Genomic DNA, 16,350 nt, shown 5'->3' with positions numbered 1-16,350 from the left:
GCAAAATGATCTTTATCATAATGGAATGTTTTTTCTTCTCTCTATGAGTCGATCCTTTAAATCTACTTCTAAAATAATCGTCGTTCCTTCTGTACTTGTATATATTGAAATTTTATCCATCATTTTTAACATAATGCTGAAACCGTGCCCAAATGACCGTTTGCTGGAATAACCTTCTAACAATATGGATTTCGGCAGTTCGCTTAATTTGATGCCATTTCCTTTATCTTCTACAATCACTTTTAACCAATCATGGTTCAAATAAACTTTCATTTTTCCTTCAACCGCATGCTTTAATACATTTGTTACAGCTTCAGAAATAGATAAGAGCACATTATATCTTTTCTTTTCTGAAATATGCCGATCTTTTAACAACTGGTCAATAAATGTTCTACATGCCGCAACATCATTTTTTTCAGAAACAGGAAATTCTGCAATTTTCTCACCTTGATTAAAGCTTTTTAATTCTTCCCGTTCAATCAGAGTCAATTTTCCTTGTGTGACGGCGTATAAACAATCACGGTAAATTGTACGTATCCTCAATTCTTGTTTTCTCTCATATTCTCGTAAATGACTTACATCAAACAATAGACATAATATTTTCTTTTCCAAACAGATCCAATGAACGTTATACATTTTCCGACTTGGAACATCTTCAATAAATTCATGTGCATATCCATTTTGAATAGGATGATTCGTAATCAGGCTTTTGATTTGTTGTTCACAAGGAATCTGAACTTTTTCGCCATTTATATGATAGAAGCTGCCATTTTGATAAAATACAGCTTGTACAACAGCAAAATCTTTCAGAAGCTTCGAGCCTTTATATTTTATATCGTGAAAGTGCTGCTGATTTTGAGCCTGAATCAATCCCGGATGATGATCTTTGCCTGCCTTTTTGAAATCAGCTATTTTTAAAACAATTTCTACTAATTTTGGATCAAGTTTTGTATTCTTTAAATTTTGAAAAGCTTTCTTTTGATTGATAATTCCAGAAGAATGCATCAATTTGTCATACTCATTTGCCGCAGCAATAATGCGGGCTCCCAATGGAATTTCTTCTCCTTTTTTTCCATCCGGATAGCCGTTTCCATCCCATTGTTCGTGATGAAAACGGACATACTGGGCAGCTTTTTCGATTCCCATTATTGCTGAAACCATCTTTGCCCCTAACTCGGAATGTTGTTTATAAAGCTTTTCTTCTTCAAGCGTAAGAGCCCCGTGCTTCTGAAAAATTTCATGCTCCATTTGTATTTTTCCAATATCATGCAACAAGGCAGCGTAATGAACAGCATCAACATGTTTGGGGCTTAACTTTAACTCTTCTGCGATGCGGCGTGCTAAATCTCCTACCCTTTTAGAATGCCCCTTCGGCAAATGAACTTTTTGTTCCATATACTGTGTAACCTGTGGTGCTAGATAAAGATCACAGGATATAAAAATAGCCCTTGCATGGAAAATTCCTTTAAAATGAAAGTGCTACCAAACATTTAAAAGGAGAAGTCCCATGCAAGAGCACTTTCATTTTACAACAGACGAAGCGAAAATTCAAAAACAATATGCAGCGATTTTGTTCTTTGTATCTGGACAATTGTCTTTGATTCAGATGTATTTACAACGCCGAAATCACCATTTGTTGAAGCAAGAAGATGAAGTCATCATCGCCGTCCATGTTCTTGGAAAGTTGTTAGGTTTTACATCCGAACGAGCTTGGCACCGATTTGTGATCGGAAACTTATTTTCGAAAGATTTATTTCCTGAACGTTCTCGATATAACCGCCGTTGTCGAAATCTTGGCTTTGCCGTCAAATGGATACGATATCAACTAGCCAAACGTGGGCAACATCACGCTTATGCGGTAGTGGATAGCTTACCTATTGAACTCTGCCACCACGCACGAATGTATCGCGTCAAACGGTTTCAAGGAATCGCAGATATCGGGTATTGTGCATCCAAAAAGATGGCTTACTATGGGTTTAAGCTTCATCTCCAGATCACTGACCAAGCGCTTCCGATGGGATATGTCGTCACCGAAGCATCCTGTCACGACCGGACAGCTGCGGAAACCGTGATGGCCCAACTTCCTCATCCGTATACACTTGGTGACAAAGGATATGTGAGCCAAGACTTGCAAAAGAAGCTGTATGATGAATACAAGATCACTTTTTGGACGCCCGTTCGGAAAAACCAGAAAATCCATCAATCGAAAGCATGGAAACGATGGATGAAACGAAAACGCAAAATCGTCGAAACCGCGTTCTCGGTTTTAGTGGATTCATTTCGGATCACGAAAATTCGCGCCAATTCGATCTCTGGATTTGAAACGGCGCTTGATGCCATTTTGTTGGCCTATTCGCTCGTTGTTCTTGGGCTAGTTGAGCGTTGACGCTCAACTAGCACCATGGGTACTGTGTAATATTTTCTAAGGTGGCCAAATGGTTTTTTCTATGACGAACTAGTACTTGAGCAATGGATCGAGCGAATAAAAAAACAGCGACAGCAAAGATCGTTTCAAACCAAAATGGAAAAGGCTGTTGATCGTAATCAATAGCAGCAAGCCGAAATCCTAAAATAAATGTCACAGCAAATGCCAACAATGTATCATTCATCTCTTTTGTCAAAACATCTGAAAAATTTTGAGAGAAAACGAGACCCTTATAGATCACTGTAATGGCAAAAAAGATGAAAAAATATATAAACGTTGTGCATGCAAATGCGAAAACGGAGGTTATATATGTAAAAACGCCGAGTTTGCCAAAAAAATACTCAAATACAAATCCTGCTAAAAAAACAGCAACCGCACATTGACTAGCCTGAAATAACCAAGAAATAAAGCTTAATTTGCTATTGTAAAATAAGAATAAAGAAGCGATGAAAACAACAATCACAGCTTCCGGAATTCCCATTTGAACAAGAACCACAATGTTAAAAATGCTTGAACAAGAAAGCTTCTTACCATTGCGGAGTTCGATAGGAAATATTTCTAATATCCCTGCAAGAATCGCTATTAAAATGGCAAATGGCATATGTGTTTTCTCTAAACTCCATAATTGTATTAGAATAATGGGCAGGCCAAAGCCGATGACAATAAGCATGAACCCTTTCTCTTTCAACAAGATCGGCATGTATGATACACCTTTCTTTTAAAAACTCGGGTCAGACATATTTTACGAATTGAATGAAAAATCCCCGAATAATTTTTAAAGCTTTTTCAATATAAAAAAGAAAAAATCCATTTTAAAACTTCTCCCTTGCAAATATCATGCCCTTAACAATCCGTGCACCTCTTGTATTTTCAATTTCGAAATGTAGGCAACTTTATCGCTTCCAGAAAAATGGGCGGCATACGTTTCGCCTTGTGGTTCAATTTTTATGATCTTTTTCAAATTAACAATATAGGAACGATGAGTTTTATAGAAATTACAAGGCAATTTCCCTTCTATTTCTTGCAGGGATTCGTTTGTTTCGTGTTGATGTTCTGCAGTATGAAACACCGTTTTTCTTCCGTTCTTCTCAATAAAAAGAATGTCGTCTGATGAGATGTAATGAAAGGTTTGATTCGATTTAATCGAAAGCTTTTTAATCTCTTTAAATGGATGCTTGTTTAATAATTTTTTCTCTATTTCAATCGCTTTTTTCGCCTTTTCAAGCGCTGTAAATAATCGAGTCCGTTCAATTGGCTTTACGATATAATCTGTAGCAGACAGATTAAATGCCTCAACAGCAAATTCATCATACCCAGTTGTAAAGATGACTTGCAAGGACGGATGTATTTCTTTACATATTTTCATAGCTTCCATTCCGTTAATTTTCGGCATATCGACATCAACTAAAACAATATCAGGAATTTTCTTCATAAATCGTTGAATTAATTCTTCTCCGTCAGCTGCCTCACAGACGATTTCATATTGGGGGAACAATTGAATAAAATGGGATAAAATCAGTCTTGAAGGGTGATCATCATCTGCAATAATCAGTTTGTATTTCTCCATAAATCTCCACCTCGTTGCTCTAGTTTGCGTGCCGTCTTTTTGAGTTTATTGTGTATTCTGCATGGATGATGATGTTCCTTTTCAAAAGGAAAGCATGAATTACGGATGAAACCGGCATCTTTCCTTGTTGGATGTCTCCATGATGCAGACAGCGTCTTCGATGTTTATCCAAGTACTTAAAATGCTGAAAAGCCGTTTTGCTTTATGAACTTCACATAAATATTTTCATAAAATAAGTTTTTCATTATAATCAAATTTTGTCGCCGAAAAGATGCTTGCAAGCTGCGAAAAAGTTGAAATGCGTCGATTCTGAAAGGATCGTTCTGCAATTCAAATCTTTTCCCGATATAAAACCGCCGGGATGCCAATTTGAAATAAAAATTATTTTAACAGAAACATTATAGAAAAAATTTGATTTTTCCCCGGGCTCCCAACTCAGTCTCAACAATCTGTAAAATACACAAAATGCTAATATTAGTATTTTTTTACATATCAAAAGGTAGAAATCGGCTGTTTTGCTGATTTCTACCAATACTGCATTGTCTACATGATGTTTTCTGCTTCTAAAATAGCTCTCATCCCACTTCATTATCGTAATACCTATACAAATACATTTTCTCCTAAAATTTTATCTAATTGGAGCATATCAAATACATCTTTCACTAAAGGTTGAACGTTTTTTATTTTCACTTGAACATCCAACCCATTCTTTTTGACTGTCTCGATTAAATTTAATAACAGTCCAATCCCGGTGGAATCAACGAAAGGAACTTCTTGAAAATCAAACTCAATATTTGTATAGGTTTGCAGAGCCGGAATAATTTCTGTTTCCATTAATTCCGCGACTTCAATATCTAAATCTCCGACAAACCGGACGTATGCTTTTTCGTTCAATTGATCGAGGCTATAAGAAAACATACAAAAATTCTTCCTTTCTAAATCATGCCTGTTCGTTTTGCTGAAAAATCTTTTAATAAACGGCACGTCCTTTTCAAACGTCAACTGTTTTTATGTCGCTAAAATACAAGATTTCCATTTTTATCTAATTTCGCTATTATGTTTCTTTTCCCTTCATGAAACACATGCTTCATTTTTCCTATTTCGATGATTGTCCCTTCATTGGCATGATCAATGATAATTTTTCCATTGCTTGGCACGCTGATTTTTGTCATAACCCCGCTTTCTGAACCGCTCTCTCTCACCATGACCTCTTTTTCGGAAAATATTTCCCCACCTCTGAGGACATTTTTTATGGCGATCGTTCCACCAGCATACACTTTGCTGTTAAAACAGCCTTGTCCAGTTATAAAAATGTCCCCTCGGGAATAAATGGTGCTATTTTGAGCATACTTTAGTTTGACAAAACAGTGATCATCTTGTTCATTTTTTTGCCGCTCTAACAGTTCAGTTATTTTTTGCATGAGCTGATTGATTTTTTCGATCGTATGGTATTCATTTACAGCAGGTGAAAGGAAACATAGTCTTAACTGTTCGCTAATTGTTAGCCATTCCAGCTCTAAAATATGACTCCCATTATTGCAGGTCGCAATATATTGCTTTACAAGCGTAAGCAAATTATTGAACTTTTTTTCAAGCAAAATTTTTATTAACGGCTGGAATCCTTTTGATGAATAGTCTGACATTTTATATGCAGGGAGCTTAATGACTTGATAAATGGATTTGATCAATTGATCCATTTGTTCTTGAATACTTGTTAATAATCGAATGAGCTCGGATGAATAAATATTTTGTTTTCCTGCTGAGATTGTGCTTTTAATAAAGCTTCCATGAACGACAATGGCATTTTTCGATGAAATTGTAGCTCCATATACATTTTTTTGAATCAAAATGTTTCCATCCGCCTCTACAACCATTCCCTCTTCCACATTGCCAAGAACGTCCAGATCACCCTTAAAACGAATGTTTCCTGATAATAAATTCACATCATGAGAATGTACAAGTTTTGGCAATATAGATACTCTGACGATTAATCCCCTTTGTTCAATGAGAGGACGCCCCGTTTCTGTAGCTAAAATTTTTTTACCTTGCTCGATAAGAGCGATTCCCTTTCCCGGCTGAATCGTAAGCGGATATGTCGGTTTAGGTGGTAAAGGTTCGTTCGTAACCGTAATTCCAGGTATTCCAGGGACAGGAGGATGTACAATAGCAATGACCTGTCCTTTTTCAACTGAAGGAAACTCCTGTTTTTCACGAAAATCGACGGTTCCGTCTTCTTTTTCTTTCACTTTTGCTCCTTTATTTAAATCAACGAGAAGCTCGATTTTTCCATTTTCCCCTTCTTTTGGTTTCATGCCAGATGCAATTGTAAATTTTCCTGGCCGGTCCGTATGAATTGCTTTAATAATCTCATTATGGTTAAATCCATGAATAACTCGCAGCTCTTCTAGTTTTTTTAAAATTTGATTGTAATCAACTGCTGGAATCGTTTCAACAATTTCTTCTCCTTCTAATACAATATGCTCACTAGGTTCGATATCTTTCACTTTATACGTTTTTCGATACCCTGGTTCTATTTGTAAAAAAACATGCAGCTTGTCAGAGTCGATCGTAATATCCCATTTACCTTCCGTTACAACTTCATCCGTTTGAATTTTATACTCATCCATTTCTGTTACGATGGTTGTTCCGGTAATGAGTTGACCATTTTTATACAACTTTATTCCTTTTCCAACAGTAACGGTCGGGTATTTATTTGAAGCTGGCTGGCAATATAATTTTCCATCTTTTATCCACACTTTACCTTCTAATGAATTTTCTTTTATTGGTTCAGAGCTTGCAAATGATTCGATTTCTAACGAATCAATGATCTGTTCTAAGGGATCCTGTTTTATAGAGCTTTGCTTAGAAGATGTTTCCTGATCATCCAGCTTTGTTAATCTGACGATCGCCTGTTTAGAACCAATTTTCCAAAATCCTTTGCCGCCTTTTTCGATGATTTCAATCGAAACTTTCTCCTTATCAGTCCCTAAAATACTCAAACCTAGTTCGATCGCTTCCTGTATGTTTTTTCCTTTCGCTAAAACTGACTGATTCATTTGCATCTACCTCTCCATATAAAATTCAGGAGAAACATGTTCATTCATCTGTCGGAGTGCTTATCGAAAAATATCTTCAATGGTGTGGACGGCTGATTTTTCTGGTTTTCCTAATAAATTTCCTTGGCCAACAGGAACTTTTAACAATTTTGCCTTAGCTAAGTCCATCTCCTTTTCGATTCCTTCCAAGATAATAGTGATTTGTTGTTTTGCATATTGCACTAAAAGCGAGACAATGTGCTGTTTTTCTTTAGAACAATATAATTCTTTAGTAAAATGCCGATCAAGTTTAATATAGCTTGCTGAAAAATCAACAATTTGTTGTAAAACAGCCGTTCCATTTCCAACGCCATATAATGCTACATCAAAACCGTTTTTCTTTAACATGTTTATTTTATCTTTTAAATCTGGCAAGTCCCATATATGCTTTTCACTTGGTGTATGATTTATTTGAAATACAACTTTTTCTTGTATTTGAGGATATTGTTTCAATAACCGCTCGACAAATTTTTCGAATTGATGATGAATGAGTGTGGAAGGGAAAAGATTGACGAATATTAATGAATCATCCAAACGTTCAATCGGAAAACACGTAATCGCATTTAATATCGCCTTTATGTTCAGTTCATAAAGACATCCTTTTCCCCGTGCCAGTTCATATATTTTTTCTATGTCCATTTGGCCATCTGGAAAGGTTAAAAATGCCTCATATCCAAATACATTCCAATTATTTAAATCCCAAATCGGTTGATAAACTGATTCCATTTTATTGGCTGCACTGTTTCTCATCTTTTCCCTCCCTTGCCATGTTTTATGATATTTTTGTTCTATGTTCAATGTAACTGTATTCCAACTTATTGTCTAACCAGCCTCCAGCATGAGAGGAACGTATTTTGACTTAAGAAAAATGATAGAGGACAGAATATGTCAAAAATCCGACATTTTACGACTTTTTTATTCAAACTTACAAATATTGCCCAAATAGTTCTTTTGAACTAAAAACAATAGCAAAAAAGACCTATGACTAAATAATCATACTAAAATTATTTCATTTTTTTAGCAGAAGTTTGAATCCAGAAGGAAAAGCTTCAGAATCGTCATTGTCTTGTATTCATGATTTTGTAACTAGGAAATTGTATTTATGAAAAAAAGAAGCTGCTATGATTAGCAAGCCTCCTGTTCAAGTATGAAATTCTTCTGCTTTTTCGACATTGCCGGCAAGTTTGACGTGTTCGTCTAATAAAGTTTTTTATAATTCTCATTTCCTGTATTTCCACAAAATGGTATCTTTTGCTTAAGAAAAGGTTTTCATTATCACTGGAATGAAAAAAGCTTTGATTTTCATCAAACCTTTTACTTTTGCATATTGAATATTGCAAAACACTTTGTAACAAGGCAACTGAACGATCAGTCATTAAATTCCAACATTAAACGGAACTCTTTTAACCTATTTGAACAAAATAACATTTTTCCCATAACTCATGCGGCATTTTCCGTAAACATAGAAAACAGTTTATATATATATATTAATGGTGCTGCCTGTGTTCTAGATCTTTCTTAACAGCATGATTCGTTTCTCGATTCAACATAGGCAGTTTAATCCAAAAGTCACTTCCTTCTCCTATTTTGCTAACAACCCCAAATTCCCCGTTCATCAGCTCTATCAGTTGTTTTACAAGTGAAAGTCCGAGACCGGTTCCTTCAACTTGCACATGTTGAATACGATAAAAAGGTTCATATATTTTTTTCAATTCTTCTTCGCATATCCCGATTCCGGTATCAATTATGTGAATAACTAGAAATCCGTTTTGACATTTACAGGTTATATGGATCTGTCCACCTTCAACATTATATTTAATCGCGTTATCTAACAAATTTAAAATGACTTGTTTTAATCTTAACGAATCAATGTGGATCATTTGATCCACACACTGATCAATGCTTTTGATGATTTTGATCCTTTTTTTGTTTGCCGCTGGCTTCATCAATGCTATACATTCACATATGACCGAATCAATTTGTACTTCGTCATTTGAAATTTTTATTTTTCCTGTTTCAATTCTGGAAAGATCTAAAATTTCATTAATCAAATTTAATAAATGGCGGCCTCCTTTTAAAATTTCTTCCACAAATGCTTGCTGCTGCTCCGTTAAAGTTTTATCTAGTTCCAACAAATGAGAAAAACCAAGGATTCCATTTAACGGCGTTCTTAATTCATGACTCATTTTCGATAAAAATTCCGATTTCGCCATATTGGCTTTGACGGCTTCTTCTTTCGCCTGAATAATGCTGTTTTCCATCTTCTTTTGTTCTGTTATATCTTCAAACGTCCATAAATGGCCTTTCAGTTTCCCGTCCATATAAAAAGGAAAATAACTTCTTTTCAAGATTTTACTATTTTTGATGTTCACTTCATCAGAGAAATGCTTATAGGGCGTGAAAATCTTTGATACTTCCCCTGTGTTCTCTTCAACCTTTCGGCCAACGGCTGGAAAATAATTTGTGATGTTTTTCCCAATCAGCTGTTTTATTGGCTCATTGATTTGAAAAATTTTCAATATCGTCTTATTTAAGGCGATAATCTTCATTTCATGATCAATCACAACAATTCCGATTGGCAGATTGTCAATAATCGTCCGTCTTAGTGCATTCGACTCATTTAATTTCATTTCCTGCTCTTTTCTGACGGTTATGTCTACACAAGAACCGATGACTTCAACAACTTTTCCATTTTCTATAACCGGACTTAACACAGCCAAGTAATCATATCCGTTCAGCTTTCCCTCAAAATGGACAATCTCGCCATTCCAGGCTTTCTGATAAGCTCGAAGCTGCCCTTCAGCGACTTCTTTCGGCAAAAAATCCCGCAAATCCTTTCCAATAATCTCATGGGGAGAATAGCCAAGTTTATAGAGCAATTCCCCTGCACATAACGTATGGATAAACTGATCGTTTATTTTGACGAACTTAAATGTCATTCCTTGCTGGCGTTCTAATGTATTCATTAAATCTTTCTGCATTTTTCGAAGTCGTTTTTGATATTGTTTTAATTCTTTCATATCTTTGGCGATGACGAAAAAACCTTCATTTTTTCCTTCAACGATCATAGGGACAAACGTTAAAAGTAAAGGAATCCATTCACCTTTACTATTTTTAAACGAAACTTCCATTTCATTTTCGTTATGCTCCAACAAACGATTCATTTTCTGTTTTACCCTTTCGGCATCGTCTTGAGGCAAAAACGAAAAAATCGATTGATGAATCATTTGTTCTTTTTTTGCTTTTAAGATTTCTAATCCTTTAGGATTTATATTCGTAATCATTCCGTCGATATTAATGATGAAAACGATATACGGATTATACGAAATCAATGACTCGTAATATAGATTTGTTGTTTCAAACTTTCTTTCTAGCTTGTTTTTTTCTTTTTGAACAAATGCAAAAATCATAAAAATCATGATGATTGAAAGGAGAAGTTGATTTGCCAGCAATGTAGAAACCGAATAAATCTGCTCATATATGAATAATCCAGCTTTTTTTATTTCATTCATTACCGTGTATTGAAAAATGAAAATACCCAATCCCAAAACAATTGAAGATATTATGATCGCTTTCATTTGAAGCTTTTGAGATCGCTTATTGTGATGGAAAAAGGCAATCACTGCTCCCGCTAAAACAAAAGCGATTAAGTTAGAAAGAACGGAATAAAATCCGTCATATTCATTCCCTTTCAATGATTTTATACCAATATAATATATTACAAAAATACTTAAACCCACTACAATCGAAATCGCTGCTGCATTAGAAACATTTTTTTGTTTATCTTTCATGGAAAAAGCAGCGAATGATGCAATGATCCCTAGCAAAAAAGATAATAACGTACAGACGGTGTAATACGTTGCAATCAAATATAAATCATCACCGAGCATGTCAATAAATTGCATCGACCAAATTCCTAACCCTACCCATATCGTTCCTAACATTATGTATAACCACTTATCCTTTTCAGTAGACACCTGTATGTTCTGAATCATGTGAACAGAAAAAAAAGAAGCAATGATTGCCATGACGACAGATGAAATCACTAACTCCCAATTAAACAAAGCTTCCATGTTTCACACACCTTATCTTATTTGCTTACATCATAAACAAATAAAGAAGGTTAGACAATTATTTTTACTCTGTGGAACCATTTTGAACAGAACGGAACAGTTTTTTTAGTAAAATATTAAAACTGTTTTTTGAAGACGGTGGAGTAATATGCCAAAGAGTTTTGCAGATAAGCGGGATACTTTTTTTAAAAAGCGGAATTTAAAGCGTCATCCTAGTATTGAAAAAACAAAAAAAGCACCGAGATTTAAGAAATTTTATAGGTGCTATTGCTCTCAAACAATCATTCTATATGAAAAATTTCATAGAAGCAATTTTAAATGTTCTTAACAATCTTTGCATTTTATTGCACCTATTGATTCAAAAATCTCTTAGTGCAGCATTGTAAATGTTATATTTATTTATTTTTGTAAAATATAAAAATTCTTTTGATTTAAAGAGTACAACTACAGAATATGACTTGCAATAATTCGATCAAGCTTCCGAATATTCACTTTTTTATTTAATAATAATTTGAATTTCCCTGCCCTAGTCCATAGTTCGAGTTCTGCATTAAGGTCAATCTTTCCTCCATTTTCAGAAGAATACATGACAATCGATTTAAAATGGAATGGTGTAGATTTCCACTTTTTTACCTGTAATTCCTTGACGATCGGCAATGATTATTCTTTTGTTCGTCACGACCGCAACATCTCGAACCGTTTTATACGCAGCTTCCGCAGTTTCCCCTTCAATTAAAATTTCCTCCACTTCTTTTGGAACATCTGTCTCTTCATAAAACGTCCAAGTCATAATAGAACCTACATTTGCCATACCTAATTTCCTCCCCTATTTGCTTCATTTATGAACAATAAACATAATTTTGGCAAACTGTCTTGGAGCTTATCTTACAAATGTGATAAAATCAACGTTCACTGGTTCATGCCGTTCAGATCGCAGTCTCAAGTTGATCTGTCCTCGATGGTAATGTCCGTGCAAAGCGACATGAGTTAAAATTTCCCTTAATGTATTTTGAAACTCGATTCCTTTACTGTTTTTGTAAGTGACAATGTTGTCTAAATCACGATTCGTCAAATTTTTCAAAAACGATGTAATGCTCTGTTCATTTTGTTTTGCAAGTTCTGCGCAGGCATCTATATGTACATCCTCCCAAATCGCAATGTGTGAGCTGTCCAATCCTTGTAATCTTGTAAACCATAGTTTTTCAGTTAAAAGAATATGCGAAAACAAGCGCAGCGCTCCATTATTTTCCCCTTCAATCTTTTGCAAAGTGTCTAATATACGCTCGTTCGCCCAATGCAAGTGCTCAAACATCTTTTGAATCGTTTCCAATAAAAATCCTCCTTCTTTACTTTACTATGTATGCAGCAAATGCAGTTCCTTTGAGTTAACTGACAATGATTAGGTTTTATCGTGCAAAAGTTCGTCAAATACACGGTATATTTTTCGAATATTCTAATAATTTATTGTTGACAAACTCTTGATTATGAATTCCTGTTTTTGACTGTTTTATCAAATTGGGAGATATCCAACCTTTTAAAACTTTTTGGGAAAGCCACTCCAAAGATTGTTCAGAGTTTTGTATTCTGCCTCGCAAAATGACAAGTGTTGAAACAATTATAACATGAGTTCGCTTAAAAATTTAAACATTTTTTCAGTCTGCGAGCATAATTAAGCTCTCTATTATTAATCCAACTTCTGTCAAATATTATGCAAAATTACATATTCAATATACCTGCTTGACAGCCGATTTTCTCATTGATTCGTTCAATCATTTCGCAAACTTTAAAAGTCGGATAGATCATATGCTTGCTGGACAGATCAAGCAATCAATAGTTTACTTGCTATCAGTTAGTATTTAATAATAGAAGAAGGAAAGGGGCATGCTGACATCAAACGACAAATAGTTAATATTTATATCTATAGAAAGAAAGAGGTTGTAATAGCCTGACTCTTCTATTCAACCTTTTGAGGCATTGAAGCTCTTCATATAGAACTAGCAAAAGGAAAACCATCCCCTTTTAGGAGAGGATGGTTACTTGACATCGTAGCCTTGATCTTCAATGGCGTTTTTCATTTTTTCAACTGTTACTTTTTTGTCGTCATATTCTACCTCAACAGTCCCTTTTTCTAGTGATACTTCGACCTTTTCGACTCCGTCCAGCTCTTTTAGAGCGTTTGTAACAGCCATTTTGCAGTGATTGCAAGACATTCCTTCTACTTGAAATGTAAGATTCATTTTCATTTCCTCCTTAGTATGATTTTAAGATATTCAGATTAAATCGTTGCAAATACTTTACAGTTTTATTCGTTTTAAACGCAGCGCGTTTGTGACAACGGAAACTGAACTGAGTGCCATCGCTGCTCCGGCGATCCAAGGCTCCAAGAGGCCAAGGGCGGCAACTGGTATGCCGATTGAATTGTAGAAAAGAGCCCAAAATAAGTTTTGCCGAATGTTTTTCATCGTTTTTTGGCTCAAGGAAATCGCTTTTGGAATGTGTGTTAAATCTCCTCCGACCAAGGTGACGTCAGCCGTTTCGATGGCGACATCTGTCCCGGTTCCGATCGCCATGCCGATGTCGGCAACTGCTAGAGCGGGTGCGTCATTCATTCCGTCTCCAACCATCGCTACACGATATCCTTGCTTTTGTAGATCCTCCACGATTTTCGCTTTTTCCTCCGGAAGCACTTCAGCATATACTTGCCCGATCCCCGCTTCCTTCGCTACTGTTTCCGCTGTTCTTTTATTGTCTCCCGTTGCCATAAATATGTTGATTCCCATTTCCTTCAATGTTTGAATGGCTTTTTTTGAGCTTTCTTTAATAGTATCAGCGACAGCGATGATGCCGGAAAGCTCCCCATCAATTGCAACTAGCATAGCTGTTTTTCCTTCTGATTCAAGCTTCACCATTTTCTCTTCATGGGCTGAAGTTGCAATCGACCGTTCTTTCATCAGCTTTCTTGTGCCAACAAGTATATGTTTTCCATCTACTTTGGCTTCGATGCCATGTCCAGTCACGGCTTTAAAATGCTCCGGCTTTTGTATGTTGATAGAACGTGCTTTACCGAATTCCACAATTGCTTGGGCAAGCGGATGTTCAGAAGCGCTCTCAGCAGAAGCGGCATAATAAAGCATGCCTGTTTTTAATTCAATACAATCGGTCACTTCCGGTTTTCCTTTTGTTACCGTTCCCGTTTTGTCAAGGAGGACCGCATTGATTTTATGTGTTTCTTCTAGATGCTCTCCCCCTTTAAATAAAATCCCGTTTTCTGCCCCTTTTCCTGATCCGACCATGATGGATGTCGGCGTCGCCAATCCGAGTGCACAAGGACAGGCGATGACAAGAATGGAAATCGCTACTTCTAACGCTCTTGCCATATCATATGGCGTTATGAACAAATACCAAACAGCAAACATCACGATCGCAACGCCTACAACAATAGGAACGAATATACCGGATATGACATCGGCCATTCGCTGTATCGGCGCTTTCGATCCTTGCGCTTCTTCAACAATTTTAATGATGTTGGCAAGAGCGGTATCCTTCCCAACCTTTTCTGCCCGTATTGTTAAAAGGCCGTTTGTATTGATTGTGGAGCCAATTACTGCATCCCCTACTTTTTTCTCAACCGGGATAGATTCACCTGTGATCATCGATTCATCGACAGAAGACATTCCAGAAATGACCGTTCCATCGACTGGAATTTTTTCTCCGGGCTTTACGATTATCTCATCCCCTACTTTTACTTGCTCCAGCGGGATCCATTCTTCCTTCCCGTCGCGGATGACCAGCGCGTCCTTCGCTTGCAGGCTTAACAGCTTGGAAATAGCTTCTGTCGTTCTACCTTTTGCAATCGCTTCAAAATATTTTCCAACGAGCACTAGGGTGATCAAGATTGCGCTCGTTTCAAAATATAGATGCGGCATATGATCGGAACGGCCGATTGATTTGATCGCTTCGTACAAACTATAAAAGTAGGCTGCTGATGTGCCGAGCGCCACGAGCACGTCCATGTTTGCGCTTTTGTTTCTTAAAGCCCGGTAAGCTCCTGTGTAAAATGAGCCGCCGATATAAAATTGAACAGGTGTTGCCAGCAACAGCTGAAACCACGGATTCATAAACAGATCCGGCACCGCAAGCCCCGTTTCAAACGGTAAATGGGCGATCATTGTATACAATAAAGGAAGCGATAATAAAATAGAAACAATAAGCTTTCTTCTTTTATGATGCAATTGTTCTTTTTTTCGATCCGATTGATGGGTAGTCTCGTCCCGAACTTGTCCTTTATAACCAAGCTTTTTTATTTTCTCTAAAAGATCTTCAACCGAAACAACGCCTTCCCTATATTCCACAACAGCGCTGTTTGTCGCTAAATTGACAGTCGCATTTACAACGCCTTCCGTTCTTTTCAGCCCTTTTTCAATACGTGCGCTGCATGCGGCACACGTCATGCCTTCAATATCCAATGTTACTTTTTCCGATTCGACGCCGTAACCTAACTGTTCAATTTTCCGCTGGATGTCTAAAAGATTTTGTTTCGAAGGGTTATAATGAATAGTTGCTTTTTCCATCGCTAAATTGACAGTTGCCTCTACCCCGTCCATTTTATTCAGCACTTTCTCAATGCGCGCGGAACATGCAGCACATGTCATGCCGGTAATGTTTAATGTGACAAGCTTCTGTTCGCTCATTTGTTCCACCTCTTATTTAGAAAACTGTTTGATCACATCCATCAGCTCGCGAATCGACTCATCACCGCTTCCTTCTTTGATCGCTTTCGCAACACAATGGCTGGCATGCCGCTCCAACAGGTTGAAACCTACTTTTTGCAGCGCAGCTTGAATGGCTGAAATTTGGACTAAAATATCAATGCAATAACGATTGTCCTCAATCATTTTTTGTACCCCACGAACCTGCCCTTCAATCCGTTTCAGCCTCTTTAAAAGCTTGTCTATTTCATCAGAAGTTCTAGGAACCATTATTTTCTCGTGATCATGTTTTTCATTTTCTGTCACTGACACCCCTCCCCTCTTTCGTTTGTATACATTATACCCGTTACAGGTATAAAAAGCAAATGATTCATCTTTCTAGTTTTTTTACAAAGATTCAACTCTATCAAGTCGTGAAACACAATTTTCTGCAAAAGCTGACCGCATACTTAAGAGTGGACAATAAAATTCAAAAATTGGT

Annotated in this window: 12 protein-coding genes and 1 pseudogene; 1 reads left to right on the top strand and 12 read right to left on the bottom strand. The window is 36.5% G+C overall.

Annotation, left to right across the window (positions count from 1 at the left end):
• Window positions 1-15: 15 nt before the first annotated feature.
• The gene (locus tag NSS70_RS09685) at window positions 16-1,395 is read right to left on the bottom strand and encodes an HD domain-containing phosphohydrolase (RefSeq protein ID WP_340881383.1); all 1,380 of its coding nucleotides are present in this window, start codon (window positions 1,393-1,395) and stop codon (window positions 16-18) included.
• Between the two features lie 112 nt (window positions 1,396-1,507).
• Here NSS70_RS09685 and NSS70_RS09680 point away from each other — a divergent pair, with 112 nt between their 5' ends.
• A complete protein-coding gene (locus NSS70_RS09680) occupies window positions 1,508-2,386 on the top strand; it encodes an IS982 family transposase (protein WP_339196453.1) in 879 nt (292 codons plus the stop codon).
• A gap of 7 nt (window positions 2,387-2,393) precedes the next feature.
• Here the strand turns inward: NSS70_RS09680 and NSS70_RS09675 are convergent, their stop codons facing one another.
• The 11 genes and pseudogenes from NSS70_RS09675 to NSS70_RS09625 form a co-directional block, all read right to left on the bottom strand.
• A complete protein-coding gene (locus tag NSS70_RS09675; protein WP_340881379.1) occupies window positions 2,394-3,125 on the bottom strand; it encodes a hypothetical protein in 732 nt (243 codons plus the stop codon).
• A 135-nt stretch (window positions 3,126-3,260) separates the two neighbouring features.
• Window positions 3,261-3,992 carry a LytR/AlgR family response regulator transcription factor gene (locus tag NSS70_RS09670; protein WP_063389570.1) on the bottom strand — a complete coding sequence of 244 codons (732 nt, stop codon included), beginning with the start codon at window positions 3,990-3,992 and terminating at the stop codon, window positions 3,261-3,263.
• A gap of 600 nt (window positions 3,993-4,592) precedes the next feature.
• The gene (locus tag NSS70_RS09665) at window positions 4,593-4,910 is read right to left on the bottom strand and encodes an STAS domain-containing protein (protein ID WP_063389572.1); all 318 of its coding nucleotides are present in this window, start codon (window positions 4,908-4,910) and stop codon (window positions 4,593-4,595) included.
• A gap of 98 nt (window positions 4,911-5,008) precedes the next feature.
• Window positions 5,009-7,048, bottom strand: a complete 2,040-nt coding sequence (locus NSS70_RS09660; protein ID WP_340881376.1) for a FapA family protein — start codon at window positions 7,046-7,048, stop codon at window positions 5,009-5,011.
• Window positions 7,049-7,108: 60 nt separating this feature from the next.
• Entirely contained in the window at window positions 7,109-7,837 is a 729-nt protein-coding gene (locus tag NSS70_RS09655) for an EAL domain-containing protein (protein WP_130157252.1), read from the bottom strand.
• Window positions 7,838-8,574: 737 nt separating this feature from the next.
• Complete coding sequence (locus NSS70_RS09650) at window positions 8,575-11,160, bottom strand: PAS domain S-box protein (protein ID WP_340881373.1); 2,586 nt, start codon at window positions 11,158-11,160, stop codon at window positions 8,575-8,577.
• Window positions 11,161-11,604: 444 nt separating this feature from the next.
• Window positions 11,605-11,971, bottom strand: a pseudogene (locus tag NSS70_RS09645) (PH domain-containing protein).
• 69 nt (window positions 11,972-12,040) lie between these two features.
• Entirely contained in the window at window positions 12,041-12,490 is a 450-nt protein-coding gene (locus NSS70_RS09640) for a DinB family protein (RefSeq protein ID WP_063389576.1), read from the bottom strand.
• Between the two features lie 703 nt (window positions 12,491-13,193).
• A complete protein-coding gene (gene copZ / locus NSS70_RS09635; RefSeq protein ID WP_066246633.1) occupies window positions 13,194-13,397 on the bottom strand; it encodes a copper chaperone CopZ in 204 nt (67 codons plus the stop codon).
• Between the two features lie 57 nt (window positions 13,398-13,454).
• Window positions 13,455-15,851, bottom strand: coding sequence for a heavy metal translocating P-type ATPase (locus NSS70_RS09630; protein ID WP_063389578.1), 2,397 nt, complete (start codon window positions 15,849-15,851; stop codon window positions 13,455-13,457).
• 12 nt (window positions 15,852-15,863) lie between these two features.
• On the bottom strand, window positions 15,864-16,139 hold the full coding sequence (locus tag NSS70_RS09625) for a metal-sensing transcriptional repressor (RefSeq protein ID WP_063389602.1): 276 nt from the start codon (window positions 16,137-16,139) through the stop codon (window positions 15,864-15,866).
• Window positions 16,140-16,350: the final 211 nt, after the last annotated feature.

It is taken from the genome of Aeribacillus sp. FSL K6-2848, assembly GCF_038004325.1.
Classification (GTDB): Bacteria; Bacillota; Bacilli; order Bacillales; family Aeribacillaceae; genus Aeribacillus; species Aeribacillus composti.
This window is presented reverse-complemented; position numbering and strand designations above follow the sequence as displayed.